Raw genomic sequence first — 16,740 nt, 5'->3', positions numbered from 1 at the left:
AGGAGCTCGCTGAGGTGGCGGACAAGCGGCGGACGCCGAACGACGATCGCCACCGTGCCGAATTGGAGGCAATGTTCGCCGAGGGAGGCACACCAACAGAGGTCGCGGCCTACGTTACCGCGAAGTACCTCGTCGATGATGACGGCGCCCTAGTCATCAACCCAAAGTGGGAGAAGGTGCAGGAGATGTGGTCGGCGCCGACGGACACAACCGAGACGCAGGCAGCGACAGAGAAGTCCACTAACGCTCCGAAATGATCAAAGGGTCGCCTGAAACGATTCCAATCAGTCATGGCCTGCTGCCCCAGCCGACAGGATATCGATCAAAGAAAGGAGGCGGCCGTGACGGAGCCGAAGCTACTCCAGAATCAAGGAGGGGCTAAACTGCACACTCTCCAAGTCTGCGTCCGCCCCAAAACCGGCCACCAAGAAGTGGACTGGCGGTAGGCGGGATCAAGGGCCCATTTGCCCAGGACGGCGGGTAGCCGCCACCGCGAAGGCTCGAGCCAGGTCCGGATTTCGGGTTCAAGCGGCCGCGGCGGAGCCGTCGGGCGGCATTGAGGACATGATCCTAGAAGACGAGGAACCGGAGGCCATGCGATGAAACCGCCAGCAATATTCACGTTCGCCAGAGAAGTCTCCTCCGTTGCCGGCGGTAGGAAACATGAACGGCCTATTTGCCCAGGTCGCCGGGTAGCCGCCACCGCGAAGCCTGGAGCGGGGTCCAGTTTTCGGGTCCAGGCGGCCGCGTCGACGCCCGCCGGGCGGACAATCGGGTGTATGAGTTTCACCCCTAAGCCAAGAGGAGGAGGTCGCTCATGTCTCAGATGGACCGAGAAATCGGGGGCAGGTCAGTACGATTCACGCCGAACCGGAAGGAAATCGGGGCTGCGCGACCTTCCCCATCAGGTCTGTTCAATGAATCGTGTCAGGGCGTGACGACCATCCAGTTCAGCTGTACCAGCTTCCTCATGTTGGTCTTCGGCATTCCTACGGTGAAGCCGTCTGCACGTTGTTCGAGAATCGTTGCATTGCCGAGGAGCTTGGCGTTTTTCGAAACGAGCCCGAGGACTAGGACATAGGGCTGAGTGCGCGGAGACGAAAACGTGACTTCCGCGGTTCTTGGCGACCCGGTGGTCGTGAAGTCACTCTGCTCGAGGATTCCGGCTTGAAGGTCTCCACCAGGTCCCGAAGGGATCCCGAGCTGCGCCGCAGTCACGTTATGCGGGTTGCTGGTATCGCCCACGTGAGTATCGATTGCGGTCTTGTTGGTCGCGACGTCCGTCGTATTGTTGCCAATCGCGGTCGTGTTCGCGGCCACGGCCGAGGCGTCGGCCTTTCCCGCAATCGCGGTCGTGTTCGCGGAGATGTTCGAGGCATTGGTCGAAATACCGCCGGAGATGCCGTCGAGCGTTGCACCATCGGCCGAAACGTCCCGGCCGTCGACGGTTCCCGTCACACCGATGCTGCCCACAACCTCGAGTCCGGTCGAGACGACCGCGCCCGCCGGAGCCGACACGACTCCGGCGGAGTCGATGGTAAGGCTTTCGGCCGGAGCATCGCCACCGACGCGGAAGATCACATTGCCCGGTTCCGAGCAGGTTCCAATGCCACTACAGGTATACGGGAAGTTGCAGGTCCCACCGGCGCACATGGAGTCGACGACGCAAAAGGCGCCGTCATTCGTGCCTCCAACGCAGGTGGCAGGGCCGCAAGACGAGTCCGAAAAGCAGGAGGCACCGACACTTGGTCCATCCACACAAGAGCCTCCACACGCATCCGGATTCGACGTGCAGTCGGCGCCGTCGTTGTTTCCTCCGACGCACGTCTGCGAGAGATCATCCATATCGACGATCCCGAAATACTCCTCGCCGCCGTTGAATCTGCTATTCGCGCGCAGTTCCCAGTTTTTCGTGGGGAAGGCAGCTGAGACCGACGTATCCTGAAACTCTATCCGGAGGTTATCTTCTTTGAGCTTTAGAGAGGCGAACCCGAAAACTTCTCCGTCAGCGCAAGGTTGGCCGATGCAGACGTTCTCGTGTACGATCAGATCGTCAAAGATCTGTTCGTCGGCATGGCCGTTCGCTGGCAGAAGTCCGGCTGTGAGCAGAAGGAGGGCAGGAATGAGGCGGATTCCAAGGGAAGAGGGAGTGGTCCGAGGGGGCTTCATGAGGACTGCGTTACCACGGCGAAATGGGCGAAGGCAACAGTCAAAATCGAAGGAAGGAGTATCGGGGCGCGAGCTCGACCGACAAGAGGCGACATTGCCTCGCCGAATCACGCCGACGCCTCATCTCTGGACCGTTCCGCCCGGCGGCTACGACGCGGCCGCCTGCACCCGAAAACTGGACCTCGCTCCAGGCTTCGCGATCGCCGCTACCCGTCGACCCGGGCAAAGAGGCCGTTCATATTTCCTACCGCCCGGCATCGGAGCCGGCCGCCGGAGCACACCGCTCGGTTCACCCAGGTGACGGTCTTCGTCCCCATCGAGGACGCTCGGTCGAGTGTCTCTTATTTCAAACCCCGATTCGGTCCAACTTCAGCTGAACCCGAACACGGCAGTCTTCGCTCTGGTGTTGATAGAGAACCTGGCCCGCCTCGACCGGTTGAGGACAAGCTGGTCCAAATGAGGCCGCATTGAAAGTTCCCGTCCACGGAGCTGTCGGAACCGGTGGCTTGAAACGCAGGTTCCCTACCGGAGGTTCTGCGTACGGGATTCCAAGGAACCAGGCGGCTCCTTCTCGCTCGAAGCCCTGGACATCACCTAGACTGGTTCGGGCAAGAAGAGGGTCGGTTGCTGCGGAATCTGTTGCTCCATCGCTGTCGCCACAGCCTTGAAAAGCTAGCATCGACAACGACAACAAAAGCGAAATCAGCAAGGTTCGCCAACCTCGGATCGAGGGACGTTGGAGGAGCGCAGTTTCATTTCTGGCGCGCATGAAAAATTCTCCCTGGATCCTACTGGCTTGTTCGCACCTCTTGCGAAACGAGTTCTTCGAGAAAATCGAGAAGTGCCTTGTATTGGTTGGCCTTACCACCGGTCAGGCAATCAACGACGGCGCCTTCGAGAGCGAACATCGCCAGCCAAGAAGAGCGGCGATCACTCTGCCGAAGGGGGCGTCGGTCGTAGGCCTACGAAAGGTCACCGAGAAGAACCGGGTGGACGACGCTGGTCCAGAGCGCGTAGCCGGCAGCGTTCAAGTGCAGTCCGTCCGCGACGAATAGATCGCCTCGGATTTCGCCGCTCGCGTCGAAGATCGGCGTCGCAACGTCGATGTAGTTGAGTTTGGGGTTGGTACTCGTCCGCGCACGCACGAGGGCGTTGGCTCGCTCGATCACCGGCCAGAGCGCTGCTCGAGCGATCGACGGCTTGATGGCGAGGAAGTAGATCGGCACGTCAGGCTGCTCTTCGTGGACCGTCGCAACGAATGCATCGTAATCCTCCAGGACGCAGTCGGCGGAGAGGCCGAAGGCAATGTCGTTGTCGCCCTCGTACAGAACCACCGCTCGCGGTTGGTACGGAAGGACGATCCGATCGATGTAGCCGGTGGCCTGCGTCATGACAGAGCCACCAAAGCCCCGATTCAGGACGGGCAACGGCGCCATGTCGTCGGCTACGGTCGCCCAGAAGAGGATGCTCGAGCTGCCGATGAAGACGGTCGCGCCGGGTTCGGGCGGGTTCTGCGAGTCGGCCCGTTCGTAGCCCTCGATCAGGACATCCCAGCTGTCGGCCGGTTGGAGCGGGTCTTGCTCCGCGGTTCGGACGCAGTCGACCCCGCGCAGGATCTCGGGGAGGGACGCGGTGTCGGCGCAGCCGCCGTATCCGGCGATCAGGACGACGGAAAGGAGGAGGAGGTTGAGCGTTCGCATCCCCGTGAAATATCCGAGGCTGCAGACTCGGGCAATTGGCTACGAGCGACGATCCGAGCCGGCGGAAGAGCCCCAATGGAGTTGGAGCCAGCTACAGATCGCATGCCGGTTCTTGTAAGCAGATTGGATGATGCGTCTTGGAATCAACGGTACGGGATTGGTTCTCCGGGCCTCGGTCGACTCGGTCGCAGAGCACGCAGCACGAGCCGCCGACGACGGCTTCGCCAGCTATTGGCTCGCGGAACACCCCACCGGCGGCTTTGATGCGCTGACCGTTCTGGCGCTCGTCGGCCAGCGGGTTCCGCGGATCGAGCTCGGCACCGCGGTGGTCCCGATGCTGCCGCGCCACCCGATGGTGCTGGCAGGCCAGGCGCTCACGGCCCGCGGTGTGATCGGAAACCGGCTGACGCTGGGCGTGGGCCTCTCCCACGAAATGATGATGGCGCAGCTCGGCATCGGCTTCGCCAAGCCGATCCGGCAGATGCGAGAGTACCTCTCGATTCTGATGCCTCTGGTCACCTGCGGCAAGGTCTCCTTCACCGGCGAACTTCTCTCCTGCGAGGCCGAGATCTTTCGGGCGCCGGAGGAGCCGCTGTCCGTAGTCGTCGCGGCGCTCGGATCGCAGGCGTTGCGGGTTGCGGGCGCGAGAACAGATGGCTCGACGCTCGCGTGGGTCGGACCGCGCACAGTGCGTGAGCATATCCGCCCGAAGCTCACCGCGGCAGCAGAAGCAGCCGGCCGGCCGGCGCCGCGAATCATCGCCACGCTTCCTGTCTGTGTCACCGACGACGCCGCGCGCGTGCGTGCGATCGTCGCCAAGGGGCTTGCGATGTACGGCAGCCTGCCTTCGTATCGCGCCATGTTCGACCGCGAAGGGGTCGAGGGCCCGGGCGAGTTGGCCCTGATCGGCGACGAGGATCAGGTCCGTGCGAAGCTCGACGAGTTGGCGGGCGCCGGCGTCACCGATTTCGCCGCCTCTGAGTTCACCACCAACGACGACGAGCGCAGCCGCACGCGCACTCTCTTGAAATCGTTCTGCCTCGGTAGCTGAGAACCCACTCTCAGATCGGCACGTTGATCTGTAGCGCAATGACCAACGCATTCGACAGACCGCCTCGCCCGCTCGGCCGAATGATGTACTGGAGCCCCGGCTGCGCCCCGTCGTGTCCGGAAACTCGGTCGACGCGATTCCCGAGCCGTCGGAGTGAACGCGGACACATGGGATAGCAGGGGTGCCGAGCCCTGTAGAAGTGCTCGCGGCATCCCCAGAGAAGGGATGGGAGATGGGGCCGATGCCCCCTCTGCGCCCTGGGTGGTGGGCGGGTTCAGACCCTTCGCCGAGCCGGGCCGAGGTATATGGATGCAGGCCACTGGAACCTGATCGACCGCCGTGACGAGTTTTCGCGGACTACGGCGCGCGCGATGGCCGCACCCAAGCCGACCTTCGTGCCTCGGAGGTTGGAGAAGAGGTCCACGGCCTGGCTCGTCACCGACACTCCGGCGGCCGCGTGCATGGCCGCGTCACAATCTTTGACCGCGGTCTGTACCGCACCCGGGTCCGTCATGTCCCCACGCACGAGGTCGGAGGCCCCAATCCCGAGCGGCCCGAGGAGGCGCTCGCCCTTCTCCGAATCGCGCACCAGCGCCGCCGCCTCGTGGAAGCCGATGAAGCGGGTTGCACCGGTTAGGAGTCCCCGCAATCGTCAGTCCTCGCGGTCGACGATCGTCTCGTACCAGTCCAGCTCTGAGCGGCGGATCCACCCCGGCATCTTCGAGCCCTTCTCCATGCGCTCGATCATTGCCGGCTTGAGCTGCTTTTGCTCGGCCATCTTGAGGAAGATGTGGCCCGCGTTCATATGGTCGAAGAAGTCGCGCTGCCACGACCACTTGTAGTTGCCAGCGTAGCGGAACCACGAGCCGCCCGTGCCGGCGATCTCGTGGGGGTTGCCATCGGGGTCCTTGTCGGGTGCGACCTGGCGCCAGACGCCGAGGACCTCGCCCTTCTCGTCGTCGATCAGGGTGCGGACGTACGGGTAGTTCCAGTTCTCGAGCCCGGCCATCTCCGTGCCGAAGACCCAATCCCGGATCTGGTCGATGCCTCGAGCCGCGAACTCCCAGTCGGCGCCATTGTTCCAAGTGTACAGCGCGTCGTCGGTGTAGAACCGGGCCATCTTCGACCACTCACCGGTCTTGCCGCACTCGGTGTTCTGAGCGACCCAGCGGCGGAGCATCTCTTTGATTTCTTCTCTCGGGAAGGACGACATGTCTTTTCTCCTCAGGATTCTTCTTCGATCTGGATGGCATTCGTCGGGCAGAACTTGGCCGCCTGACGGACTCTGTCGTGCAGCGCGGGCTCCGGTTTCTCCTGCAGGATGATCGCCTGCATCGCATCGTCGTCGACATCGAACACTTCGGGAGCCTCTCCCTTGCACGTTCCGTGTCCCTGGCAAAGATCGTAGTCGACGCGGATCTTCATCTCTGTGCCTCCCTGCGCCGGTATTTGGCGCGACAGGGCTGGCGGAGCTGAACGACCATCTTGGAGTGATCGTCCTGGTAGCTGTCGTGGGGCTGGGAGAGCTCCCACTCGTAGTCGTGAAGCAGGATCCCGAGGATCGCCTTGATCTGCATTTGGGCGAACGCGGCGCCGATGCAGCGGTGGCGGCCCGCGCCGAAGGGGATCCAGGCGAACGGCTGGCGATCCTCGGCGCGGCCCTCGGCGTAGCGGTCGGGGTCGTACCGATTTGGCTCCGGGAATTTCTCGGGCATGCGGTTCGAGACGGCGGGGGAGGCGGCAACGATCTTGCCGGCGGGAATCCGGTAGCCGCTGTGTTCGAAGTCGGACATCACCTTGCGCATGAGGATGATGAGCGGCGGGTGCAGGCGGAGCGCCTCTTTGATGGCGTTCTCAAGGACGGGGATCTCGCGCAGCGCCTGGTAGGTGATGTCCTCACCCTGCGCATGCAGTGCGTCGACCTCTTCGATGGCCCGACCGCCGTAGTCGCGATGGCGGAGGAGCTCGATCAGCGTCCACGCGGTCGTGCCGGAGGTCGTATGGTGGCCGGCGAACATGGTCGAGATGAACATGCCGGTGAGCATGTCGATCGTGTACCGCGGAGATCCGTCCTCGTGCTTCAGCGAGAGCAGGATGTCGAACAGCTCCCGCTCTTCTTTCGGAACTTTGCCGCGCCGCTCGAAGATGTCCGCGATCATGCCCACGAGCTTCTTGCGGGCGCGATCGCGCTTGCGGAACGCGGAGATCGGTAGATACGGATTCACGTAGGCGAGGGGGTCCGTACCGCGCTCGAGGTCGTAGAAGATCGGGACGTACTGGGCCGAGAGCTCCTCGCGAAAGCTCTTGCCGATGAGGCAGGCGGACGACGTGTACAGCGTCAGCTCGGCGAAGAAGTCGAGCAGGTCGATTTCGCCCGAGTCGCCGAGACGCGCCTCCATCAGCCGGACCTCGCTCGCGATGGTCTCGGCGTGTCCGCGCATCATCTTGTCGCGCAGCGACTGCGCTTGCATGGCCTCCCGCCTCTGCTCGGTGGTGCCGTCGAACACGACGCCCTCTCCGAAGACCGGCGTCATGAACGGGTAGGCGGCGGCCTGGTCGAGTTGTTCCTCCGGGGCGCGAAAGTAGGCCTCCTGCGCGTCTTCGCCGGTGAGGAGGACGACTTCGGAGGTGGCCAGCTTGATCTCGCCGACGTCGCCGCATTCGTTCCGAACTCGCCAGAAGAGGTCGATCGGCGCGCGTCGGAGGGCTTGGAGGTGTCCCACGAGAGGCCAGCCGCCGGACAGCCTGGGGGGAAGTTTCAAAGCGGCGACCTCGTGGGGTTCCTCTTTCGGCGCTGTCTGCATGAGGCTCGTTTCGCACTTTTACCATTTAAAAGCAAGGTAAATGTATTATGCCTAGATGGTAAAGAAGATCCATGATATCGAGGATTCGAGTATGGCGACGACGACTTCCCCAACGCGCCGCGTCCGCCGCCGGCGCACCCACGCCGAGCGCACGGCCGAGACGACCACCAGGATCAAGGCTGCGGCCGTCGAGGCCATCGCCGAGCTTGGCTTCAAGCGCGCCACGGCGACAGAGATCACGCGCCGCGCCGGCGTGAGCTGGGGCGCTGCTCAGCATCACTTCGGTGACAAGACCGGGATCCTCCTGGCTGTGCTCGAAGACGGCGCGCGCGAGTTCATGGACCGGGTCGACGCGGTACCGTCTGACGGCGTCTCGCTCGAGAAGAGGGTCGACGGCTTCGTCGACGCAGCGTGGGAGCACTTCCGAAGCGACACGTTCCGCTCGGCGACGGAGATCCTGACAAACCTCGCCGGCGCTCCGGAGGAAGACGGTGGTCTCCCCGACGGCGCCGCGATGGTGGAACTCGACCGCTGGATGCAGACCTGGAAGCGTTTGTTCGGCGACGTTCCCCTTCCGCCAGCCGACGCGGTGGCGATCCAGGGCTATGTCGTCGCGGTTCTGTCAGGCCTCTCATCGGTGCACGTCTTGGAGCGCGGGCCCAAGGAGACGCGAAAGCGCCAGCTGGGCTTTTTGAAAGAGACGCTCCTGCGCCAGCTCTCTGCGGCCCGACGCGATGGCCGCAAGTAAGAGCGTCGAGGGCAAGGCTGCGGTGGTCACGGGCGGCAGCCGCGGCATCGGCCGCGCGGTGGCCGAGGCTCTCGCGATGCACGGCGCCTCCGTCATCGTGAACGGACGTGACGAGTCGGCGATCGACGAGGCGGTGCGTGCCATCGTGGACGCGGGAGGGAGCGCGCACGGATGCGCGGGATCCGCTGCCGACTTCGACGTCGCCGGCTCGCTCGTCGAGACGTGTATCGACCGATTCGGCGCCATCGACATCCTCGTCAACTGCGCGGGCACTGCAGAGCCGCCGGGATCGTCGATCCTCGACCTCTCCTTCACTGCCTGGCAGGAGCTGATCGGCGCGCACCTTACGACCGTCTTCAACACGTGTCGTCACGCGGCCCCGCACATGGTGCGGAAGGGGAGCGGGTCGATCGTCAATACGAGCTCGCACGCCTACGTGGGCATCTACGGCGGGTCGGGCTACCCGGCGGGCAAGGGCGGTACCAACAGTCTCACGTTCGCGCTCGCAGCAGAGCTCCGCGAGCACGGTATTCGCGTCAACGCCGTCTGCCCGGGGGCCCGGACTCGCCTCTCGACCGGGCCGGAGTACGAGCGGCACATCGAGCGCCTGCATGCGCGCGGAATCCTCGACGACGCGACTCGCGCAGCTTCGCTCGCCCCTGCCGACCCAGAGCACGCCGCCCCACTCTACGTCTTGCTCGCGAGTGACTTGGCACGAGACGTCACGGGCAAGCTTTTCTCCGCCGCAGGGGGATATGTGGGCGTGCACGCCGCGCCGACTGAGACCCTGATCGGGTTTCGTCAGGAGGCGGATGGCCCGTGGCCGGTCGAGGAGCTCGCCAAGAAGGTCCTGGCCGTGCTGCCGAACGCACATTAGGGCGATCGGGCCGAGTGAGAATCGCGCCGCGCGCGAAAATGGAAGATCAGGGAGACGACACACGAGCACTTCTGTACGACTACTCTGGCCCGTTCGAACCCGAGGTGACTCCCGCCTCGTTCTCACGACATCTCGATGGCGGTAACGATCGTCTTTGGCCTGATGTTCGCAACGGTGCTCACGATGGTGGTGATCCCGGTCCTCTACTCGATCTTCTTCCGCGCATCGGCGCCGTAGGCCACTCAGAGCGAGCGTCTGGATGAACCAAAGCGGTGCGCAGGCAGTTGCTTCTCCGGGCGTGCCATCCGAGAGTGGCCCCGATGGGAGCGTCTCCGTACTACCGAAACGTCGTGACATGCACCGCTGGGTGCCCTGTGGTCCAGAACTGCAACGTCGATCGTTCGCTCTCCTCGCGCTGGCTGCCAAGAAAAACTACGAGTCGGTGTGAGCCGGGCGAGGTGCTCGACCGGGTGGTGATCACGAATGCGGTTCGATGCACCACACCTCGGAACTTCGGCGAGTACGGGCCCGAGGTGCGGTCAGAGATCGGTGCGGAGTGTGTGAAGAGGCACTTGGTCGCAGAGATCGACTACAGGAAGCCCAAGCTGATCGTGGCTGCGGGGAAACCGGTCCGCGAGATGTTCACGGATCTGGTGTCCCGTGGGTTGCTGGACGTGGACTTTGTGACCACGCGCCATCCCCACGCGCTCGGGCGGTTCATTCGGGAGCGGAAGGACCAGTTCGGGGAGATGCTCCGAACGGGAACTGCTTCGTAGCGAGGTGTTGCCTGAGAGCGGCCTCCTGATGCGTCACGACGCAACGAGACGATCGTTCAACCTCGATTGGGTGGACGGGTTCATGTTGAGATGAACGCCGGGCAGGGGGCGTGGTGGTCCGCGTTCTCAGACTTGTGGCCTGTGACGGAGGAGGACCGGCGGTTCAAAGTAGCTTCTCCTCGGGGGGGCGGCCGACCCGGTGCCACTTAGGGTTGCGGATACGTTCAAGCGGCCACCGCCGGCTGGAGCATGAAAATTTGCGAGAAGCACTGGTGGATCTGGTTCCAAGTAGGAAAACTAGGAGTCGTTACGTTTCTCCTCTGCGGAAGAATACGAAGTCGCGCCTGCCCGCCCCCAGCGACCGTCGCAGCTGATCGCTGAACACGTCGCAGATGCCAGGGCGCGCCGTACGCGGTGGCTCGGGTCGGTATCCTCCGGCCGCTACGGCGCCGAACTGAGGCCATATTGATCCGCGTCCGTCACGAAGTCCGCATGGCCATACGTGTCGAGGAGTCGGGCGATCTTGGCGTTGAGCCGGCGATCGATCCGCGCGGACACGAACGGCAGACGCAGGCCGATCCGGTAGAACGCCGCGGACGCGGCCACGGCGGCGCCCGCAGCCACGGCAGCCGCCTTCTCCGCAGGGCCGAGAGTGATGCCGATGGATGCCGCCCTCTCGGTGTCGCCGTTCAGGAAGCTCTTGATCAGAATGAACCTGGAGAACCCGTTCTCGAGCCAGGCGTGCATCCGGCCCTTGAGCGTGGAGCGATCGAACAGGTTGGCCGCCATCGTGCCTCGTACCAAGGCCCCGCAGGTCTCGTCATCGTAGGCCTCCCGCAGTGACACGTGGCGGGCGATCAACAGGTCCACGATCTCTTGCGGCGTCTCGCCCAGCAGGTCCTGCGGGAGGCCGAGGAGGAAGCAGCGGAATCGCGAAAGCTCGACCAGCGCGCGTTGGGCCGCGGAGAACTCCGTTTTTCCTTTCCGAAGGAGCTGTGCCGACATGAGGAAGACCCCGATCAACCCGGCGGGCATCTGGTCGACCTGCGGAATCGGAATGCCATACGTGCCGACGTCCCACTTGCCGGAGTTCAGGAGGTGAAAGCGTACCATCGAGTGCATGAGGCGGACTTTCGCCGCGGCCTCGAACCCCTTGCCGTGGCGGTCCAGCGCGCCTGGCAGCGTCGTGGCGGTGAAGAAGCTCGCTGTCTCGAACACCCGCTTCGCCGCAGCCTCATCGGACAGCGTGCCCGTCATCGTCATCGGGAGCGCGGCGTACTTGTTTAGGAACGTTGCGAGAAAGGCGCCGCGGATCGCAAAGGGCGTCGCCGTTGCCATCGGGATCCGCTCCGCTCGTGCTCCTTGCTCGACGAGCTTCATGTCGATCCATTCGGGCGTTGCCTCCATCGAGGAGATGAGGGAGACGAGCTCTGGAGGGGCATCGGCGACGCTCTCGACACCGTGGGCGCAGGCGGTTTCCAGCATGCCGACCAGCGTGCGGAACCCCAGTTGCGGGATGAGGGCCGCGTAAGCGTCGCCGGTGCGGTCGCCCTTCATGGTTGCTTCGCGGATGGTGTCCATCAATGCGGGGCGTTCAAAGACACGAGAGACGGCGGCACGCATCGGAACGAACCGGTCTTCGTCGATCGTCGCGTCGCTGTCAAAGCGTTCGGGCACCGTTGAGAAGTCGACCCCGCCGTAGATCGCAGGGATCTCGCCTCGTTGTTGGAGAACCGCCTCGGAGAAGGGTGGTGTCTGTTTGATCAGTCGTGGCCCTCGGTCACCCTGAGGCTCGGCCGGGTCGTCCCCGACCCTCGATGGACTCGCGTTCGTCTGCACGGACATGATGCTCGCGTATAGCTGATCTGTGCGCCCGCGTGGAAGGACGATCGTGCGGCCGTCCTAGATCAGGAATCGGGTGGGCCAGGAGAACGCGACACCCTTCCTCCCGTGATCGCGTCCCGCGTCGTACTGATTGCGAAATCGTGGCGCGGGGCATCCCCCGTGATTCCGAGCGAGCCCTCTGGATACGGGTCGTTTCGGTGTGGCTGCTCTCAGGCGGGGGGGAGGGCTACCTATACCGTTTCCCGGGAGACATCGGCGGAGACGGCGCTCCGGCCATCGCGCCTCAGCCACACCCGGCGGCCGGGCTCTCCCCACCCTACGGGGTCAGAAGTCGCAGCAGTTGCAGCGTGGCTCGTCCGCGTACCCGCCGTCGACGTCGTTCTCATCGTCAATTCCGAGGTAGGCACCTTCGACGTCGCCCAGATCACCGATCTCACAAAGGTAGTCCGGCACGTCCAAGGGATCACACGCCCCGCCCTGGTAAAGTGGATACGCAGTCGCTCGGCGTGCAATCGAGCAAGTAGCCCTCCGCTTCGACCGCCGTGGGGAGCCCTCGGACCAAGACCTTGGTTTTCTCGCGGATCAGCCGAAGTCAGACCTTGCGGGCTCCGTAAGCGCTGGAGTCCTCGGAGGCGCGTTCGCGATCCTCGTCTCTACCCGCAGCCGGAGGTCGTTCAGCGCATGCAATTGGAAGGCTGCGGCGAGATGTAGCAAGGCAATGGGGTCGGGGTCGGCGGGGTGAACGGCTGCGTCGGAATCGGCGTTGGCAGGTTTGGGGTCGGAGTCGCCACGGGAGTCGGAGTCACCGAGGGAGCCGGGGTCGGCGGGATGAACGGCGCCGTCGGAATCGGTGTTGGCAAGTTCGGGGTCGGGGTCGGTGTCGCGGAGGGAGTTGGAGTCACCGAGGGCATCGGGGTCGGCGGCGGACGTACGCTGTGTTGCCCGCGAACGCTGACCTGCTCGGCTACGACAGTCCCCGTCAGAAGGACGCCCTTCTTGAGATTGAAGTCGTCGTCTTCGGGGGCGACGAAGGTGCCCATCGCGACGCTGAACTTCCCGACCGTACTCGAGGTCGGCTTCGAGAGCGGGGCACACGACTTCTTTGCACCAATCCACACCTGAAAATCGAGCGCGTCCCCAGTGGTGGCACCAAGGAAGTTACCCTCTTGCGTCTTGAGCTTGTGTCGAACGTGAATCTGGACAGGGCCGTTGGCGATCACGCTGGCAAACTTCCGGATGTCCCACTCCTTGAAGGTGTAGGAACCCGGCTGCAGCATCACTGTCGCGTCGGAGTGGGCGAACAACTCACCGTAGCAACCCGGGCTCAGCGTGATGTGGCCGTCGGCCGAGACGATGACGTCGTCTTCGCTCAGTGCGCAAGAGTGGCAGACTTGCGAGAGCGGGAAGGTCGGTAGATTGAGTGCCAAGGGGAAGTTCTGTTCGAAAATCTGCCCACGCACCTCGGCGGTGGGGCTTCCGGTAATCAGGTTCGTGTACGCATCGACAATCGACGCTTGCGAGCCGAGGTTGATGTTGTCAGCAGCCATGAGCGGCGCCGGAGTGGCGTCGACCTGGAAGCTGTGTTGAGCGACCGCGAGCGTGCCCCCCGGGCCAGTGACTGCGAAGTTTCCTGTGAGATTCAGGTTGGGCCCGATGCTCATCCGGTCCTGGGCGATGATCATGTAATCGAGCCAGTTCGTCGTCTCGACCGCGGCTGCCTGTGGCGGCGAAGCCATGCTGCTGAGGAATGCAGCCAGCAGGAGCAGCCGAAGAATCGGCGCACGCGCACCGGCGCGCGGCGTAGGGACTCGATCCTGCATGTTCGAATTCAATCTCAGCACTTCGGATTCTCCAGATTGCAAAGGGAATGACATGGCGGCATCCGGCGAGCCTGCTGCGGTGGCTTGGGGGCGAAGACGGGGTTTCGGGACCGCAGGCTGACGGCCACAGGGGTCAAATGCAAGATCGGAGCCATGCGACGAAAAAAAACCAAGGCGAAAAGGTGGGTTTTCAGAAGTCTAGAGCCTCGGCATCGCGCAATTCTGCCCGATCCATCCGCGCTGCCACGACTTGGACACAGCTCGAGCATTGCGCACAGGTAGGCCTATAGGGCTTCGTTCGACGGGCCTTCAATTGAGCTCGGTCGACTCACCCACCGCAGCATCACTCCGCGGCTCACGACTCGGGTGCCGAGCTTGAGCAGCTGACGATAGGATGACGGTAGCGAAAACGTAGCTTGAACTTCGCTATCCGCTGGTATTAGCTGCTTCCTGGAGGTTTGATCATGGCGGCAGACACTCGGCACGCGGCGCATCAATTCCTAGAGGATCTTTTTTTGCTCGGACCGGCCCCGGTGGGCGCGGGACGCTTGCTTGGTCTCTGCCTTGCCTTTGCCGCCGGCACGCTGACGCTTCTCCTGGCCGCCTCGGCGGGCGCGGCCGACCTCGACTCCGATGGCTGGGAGCCAGCGGACGGCGATTGCTGCGACACGGCCGCAAGCTGCCCTGGTGTGAGTCCCGCCCTCGTGAACCCCGGTGCGCTGGAGATTGTCGGCAACGGTGTGGACGACGACTGCGACGTGGCGACCTCGGATGTGACTGCGCCGTCCACTTGCAGCGCCTCCTCCGACTTCAGCGTTCTCCCCACGCAACTCGCCGAGGCCATGGACATCTGCCAGGCAACGAGCGCAGCCCCGCCGCTCGCCAGCCGTACCTGGGGACTGATCGACGCTGCGTTCCTGCTCGCCGATGGCTCCACGCCCAACGCTTTTGTGCTCAGCGACATGACCAACAAGCAGGCGGCCGTGCTCGACGGCTATGGGAGCAACGTCTCGCCCCAGAACGGCGCGACCATGGCCGGGCTCTCGAGCGGCACCATGCGCGACATCTTCGACCCGGGTTTCGTCGCGCCCCATCCCGGGACCGACCACGGCTCGATAGGATCCGTGCCCGCCGCCTATCTGGCAGCCAACGGCGGCAGCATGCCCTCGAACGCTGGATGCTCGGGCGTCTGCCCGTCCGGGGCGGGCGCGAACGACTCGGTGAACCTGCGGCTGACTTTGCGCGTCCCGACCAATGCAAACGGCATCCGCTACCGCCATCGCTTCTTTTCGGCCGACTTCGGTGGTGTCTGCTCAGCCTTCAACGACAGCCACCTGGCACTGATCGATTCCAACGCCCCCGGGATTCCGGCCGACGGCAACATCGCCTTGGACACGATCGGCAACCCCCTCAACCTGAACAGCACGACCTGGGAGGTGTGTACGGCCACCGGGTGCCATACCTGTCCGAGCGGTACCGCCGATCTCGCGGGTACCGGGCTGTCGACGACCACCGGCGGTGGCACGACCTGGCTCAACGCAGCTGCCCGCGTCGTTCCGGGCGAGACGATTACCCTCGACCTCATGGTCTTCGACGCTGGAGACAACTCGATCGATACGAACGTCTTGCTCGACGACTTCACATGGAAGCTCGCGCAGTGCGGCGACGGGTTGACCGACCCGGGTGAAACCTGCGACGACGGGAACGTCACGGGTGGGGATGGCTGCTCGGCGAGCTGCAGTGTCGAGGCGGCGGTTCCTTCGCTCTCGTTCGGCGGTCTGGTTCTACTCGTCGCGCTTTTTGCGGTCATTGGCGTCTACCAGGGTGCACCCGCCGGCATTCGTCGGCACAGCTCTCCGCAGGTGTGACCTCCGTCCGGCAGTCTGGCCGCGAGCCCAACCACGGCGTGGCTGTGGAAGGGGGCGCGGCTCGGTTGACGGTCTCCGTCGTCGGAGAACCGTCGGGCGGAAGCCTCGGCGGTGTGTTCCTCGGGGGCTAGGGTACGAGTAGTTCGTGCTGGGCACCGGTTGCAGTGCTCGTGCTCCTCGCGGCCTGTGCGGACGCGCCGCCCGGTCTGGCTCGTCCGCCTGTCGTCCTGGTCGTCGCGAATCCGCTCTGTGCCACCGGTCGAACACGCGGGGAGACGGCGGGCCAGAGAGAGGACCAGCGGCGGCAGCCTGACCGGACGGAGCACGCGCGTCGCGCCGAACGGCCGATCGGGTGGCCTGCGGTAGTCTCGAACACCGATGGCCGCCGACGATCGCGATCGAGAGGAGCCCGAGACCCAAGCGGAGCGTGACGCGGCGCCGTCGGTCGACGAGCTCGTGCGCCTGCTCGAGTCCCTGGTCGACGATCCGGAGGCTGTACGTCGTCGAAACTTTTCGGACTCGCGATGTCTTTTTCTAAGAGACAGTTTTCGACAGCAACCTATGCTGCCTTACCGGCTCGATAGAGCCTCTTCCGTTCCTTCATCGTACTTCGTTTGATCCTCCCTCGCTTCGAGAGGATGCTGTGCTGCCGGCCGAAGTAGACATCCGCCGGCGTGACATTCTTCAGAGACTGACGGTAGGAAAGATGAAGGCTCTTTTCCTCTTAGTGGCCCTGTATTCGTCAAGCCCAATCCTGCCAGCGGGCGCGCTGCGCCTTCTTCCCGTCCGTGGCGGAAACGCTGGGCGGCTTAGGGCTATTCATAAAAATCAAGAACGTCTTTGTCCTGAACGTACCGATCCGCAAAAGGATTGCTGTCCTGAACGGCGCTGGGCGTCGATCGCTTATTAATGTTGGCGTTTGAGGCCGGCAGCATAGATCAGGTGCTGGCCTTCCCGATTGGCAGAGCCTAAAGATTTTCGCATATTCAATAGGCGGATAACGGGTCTTTGTATGGTGGTGTCAATGCTGTCAAAACCCGCTGTGCCGGGTTGGAGTAATCGCTGGTAAAAAGAATAGTTGA

General features: G+C 63.7%; 16 protein-coding genes. 6 read left to right on the top strand and 10 right to left on the bottom strand.

Annotation, left to right across the window (positions count from 1 at the left end; genetic code table 11):
- Nucleotides 1-257, top strand: a 257-nt coding sequence (locus P8R42_04825; GenBank protein ID MDG2303972.1) for a hypothetical protein, incomplete at its 5' end; no start/stop codon positions are given.
- Between the two features lie 670 nt (nucleotides 258-927).
- On the opposite strand, the gene P8R42_04820 is transcribed toward P8R42_04825, so the two are convergent.
- From P8R42_04820 to P8R42_04810, 3 genes are all read right to left on the bottom strand, one after another.
- Complete coding sequence (locus P8R42_04820) at nucleotides 928-2,169, bottom strand: hypothetical protein (GenBank protein ID MDG2303971.1); 1,242 nt, start codon at nucleotides 2,167-2,169, stop codon at nucleotides 928-930.
- A 346-nt stretch (nucleotides 2,170-2,515) separates the two neighbouring features.
- Nucleotides 2,516-2,848, bottom strand: a complete 333-nt coding sequence (locus P8R42_04815) for a carboxylesterase family protein (protein MDG2303970.1) — start codon at nucleotides 2,846-2,848, stop codon at nucleotides 2,516-2,518.
- A gap of 283 nt (nucleotides 2,849-3,131) precedes the next feature.
- Entirely contained in the window at nucleotides 3,132-3,869 is a 738-nt protein-coding gene (locus P8R42_04810) for an SGNH/GDSL hydrolase family protein (protein ID MDG2303969.1), read from the bottom strand.
- A 127-nt stretch (nucleotides 3,870-3,996) separates the two neighbouring features.
- Here P8R42_04810 and P8R42_04805 point away from each other — a divergent pair, with 127 nt between their 5' ends.
- Entirely contained in the window at nucleotides 3,997-4,920 is a 924-nt protein-coding gene (locus P8R42_04805; GenBank protein ID MDG2303968.1) for a TIGR03564 family F420-dependent LLM class oxidoreductase, read from the top strand.
- Nucleotides 4,921-5,194: 274 nt separating this feature from the next.
- Here the strand turns inward: P8R42_04805 and P8R42_04800 are convergent, their stop codons facing one another.
- The 4 genes from P8R42_04800 to P8R42_04785 are packed head-to-tail and all read right to left on the bottom strand — an operon-like array spanning nucleotide 5,195 to nucleotide 7,724.
- The gene (locus P8R42_04800; GenBank protein MDG2303967.1) at nucleotides 5,195-5,569 is read right to left on the bottom strand and encodes an NAD-dependent epimerase/dehydratase family protein; all 375 of its coding nucleotides are present in this window, start codon (nucleotides 5,567-5,569) and stop codon (nucleotides 5,195-5,197) included.
- A gap of 3 nt (nucleotides 5,570-5,572) precedes the next feature.
- Nucleotides 5,573-6,133 (bottom strand): nuclear transport factor 2 family protein, encoded by a 561-nt coding sequence (locus P8R42_04795; protein ID MDG2303966.1) that lies wholly within the window; start codon nucleotides 6,131-6,133, stop codon nucleotides 5,573-5,575.
- Nucleotides 6,134-6,144: 11 nt separating this feature from the next.
- Entirely contained in the window at nucleotides 6,145-6,345 is a 201-nt protein-coding gene (locus P8R42_04790; GenBank protein MDG2303965.1) for a ferredoxin, read from the bottom strand.
- Complete coding sequence (locus tag P8R42_04785; protein ID MDG2303964.1) at nucleotides 6,342-7,724, bottom strand: cytochrome P450; 1,383 nt, start codon at nucleotides 7,722-7,724, stop codon at nucleotides 6,342-6,344. Before P8R42_04785 ends, P8R42_04790 begins: the two co-directional genes overlap by 4 nt.
- A gap of 91 nt (nucleotides 7,725-7,815) precedes the next feature.
- Between P8R42_04785 and P8R42_04780 the strand changes: the two genes are divergently transcribed.
- From P8R42_04780 to P8R42_04770, 3 genes are all read left to right on the top strand, one after another.
- A complete protein-coding gene (locus tag P8R42_04780; GenBank protein MDG2303963.1) occupies nucleotides 7,816-8,472 on the top strand; it encodes a TetR/AcrR family transcriptional regulator in 657 nt (218 codons plus the stop codon).
- Entirely contained in the window at nucleotides 8,459-9,349 is an 891-nt protein-coding gene (locus P8R42_04775) for an SDR family NAD(P)-dependent oxidoreductase (protein ID MDG2303962.1), read from the top strand. Before P8R42_04780 ends, P8R42_04775 begins: the two co-directional genes overlap by 14 nt.
- Before the next feature lie 320 nt (nucleotides 9,350-9,669).
- Nucleotides 9,670-10,125: a hypothetical protein gene (locus P8R42_04770; GenBank protein MDG2303961.1), complete on the top strand. Its 456-nt coding sequence runs from the start codon at nucleotides 9,670-9,672 to the stop codon at nucleotides 10,123-10,125.
- A gap of 441 nt (nucleotides 10,126-10,566) precedes the next feature.
- Here P8R42_04770 and P8R42_04765 read toward each other — a convergent pair whose 3' ends face one another.
- The 3 genes from P8R42_04765 to P8R42_04755 all read right to left on the bottom strand — a co-directional run bounded on the left by P8R42_04765 (nucleotide 10,567) and on the right by P8R42_04755 (nucleotide 13,811).
- Complete coding sequence (locus P8R42_04765) at nucleotides 10,567-11,970, bottom strand: oxygenase MpaB family protein (GenBank protein ID MDG2303960.1); 1,404 nt, start codon at nucleotides 11,968-11,970, stop codon at nucleotides 10,567-10,569.
- Between the two features lie 324 nt (nucleotides 11,971-12,294).
- Entirely contained in the window at nucleotides 12,295-12,423 is a 129-nt protein-coding gene (locus tag P8R42_04760) for a hypothetical protein (protein MDG2303959.1), read from the bottom strand.
- 221 nt (nucleotides 12,424-12,644) lie between these two features.
- Entirely contained in the window at nucleotides 12,645-13,811 is a 1,167-nt protein-coding gene (locus P8R42_04755; protein ID MDG2303958.1) for a hypothetical protein, read from the bottom strand.
- Between the two features lie 443 nt (nucleotides 13,812-14,254).
- On the opposite strand from P8R42_04755, the gene P8R42_04750 reads away from it, so the two are divergent.
- Entirely contained in the window at nucleotides 14,255-15,658 is a 1,404-nt protein-coding gene (locus P8R42_04750; GenBank protein MDG2303957.1) for a myxococcus cysteine-rich repeat containing protein, read from the top strand.
- Nucleotides 15,659-16,740 lie beyond the last annotated feature (1,082 nt).

This window comes from Candidatus Binatia bacterium (assembly GCA_029243485.1).
GTDB lineage: Bacteria > Desulfobacterota > Binatia > UBA12015 > UBA12015 > VGTG01.
The sequence above is the reverse complement of the archived record's forward strand: the minus strand, read 5'-3'. Positions and strand labels throughout refer to the sequence as shown.

Bases quoted from the DNA above. Each gene is read 5' to 3' on its own strand.
- P8R42_04810 (MDG2303969.1), bottom strand. From the start codon at position 3,869: ATGCGAACGCTCAACCTCCTCCTCCTTTCCGTCGTCCTGATCGCCGGA.
- P8R42_04790 (MDG2303965.1), bottom strand. From the start codon at position 6,345: ATGAAGATCCGCGTCGACTACGATCTTTGCCAGGGACACGGAACGTGC.
- P8R42_04785 (MDG2303964.1), bottom strand. From the start codon at position 7,724: ATGCAGACAGCGCCGAAAGAGGAACCCCACGAGGTCGCCGCTTTGAAA.
- P8R42_04780 (MDG2303963.1), top strand. From the start codon at position 7,816: ATGGCGACGACGACTTCCCCAACGCGCCGCGTCCGCCGCCGGCGCACC.
- P8R42_04820 (MDG2303971.1), bottom strand. From the start codon at position 2,169: ATGAAGCCCCCTCGGACCACTCCCTCTTCCCTTGGAATCCGCCTCATT.
- P8R42_04795 (MDG2303966.1), bottom strand. From the start codon at position 6,133: ATGTCGTCCTTCCCGAGAGAAGAAATCAAAGAGATGCTCCGCCGCTGG.
- P8R42_04775 (MDG2303962.1), top strand. From the start codon at position 8,459: ATGGCCGCAAGTAAGAGCGTCGAGGGCAAGGCTGCGGTGGTCACGGGC.
- P8R42_04765 (MDG2303960.1), bottom strand. From the start codon at position 11,970: ATGTCCGTGCAGACGAACGCGAGTCCATCGAGGGTCGGGGACGACCCG.
- P8R42_04805 (MDG2303968.1), top strand. From the start codon at position 3,997: ATGATGCGTCTTGGAATCAACGGTACGGGATTGGTTCTCCGGGCCTCG.
- P8R42_04770 (MDG2303961.1), top strand. From the start codon at position 9,670: ATGGGAGCGTCTCCGTACTACCGAAACGTCGTGACATGCACCGCTGGG.
- P8R42_04815 (MDG2303970.1), bottom strand. From the start codon at position 2,848: ATGCTAGCTTTTCAAGGCTGTGGCGACAGCGATGGAGCAACAGATTCC.
- P8R42_04750 (MDG2303957.1), top strand. From the start codon at position 14,255: ATGGCGGCAGACACTCGGCACGCGGCGCATCAATTCCTAGAGGATCTT.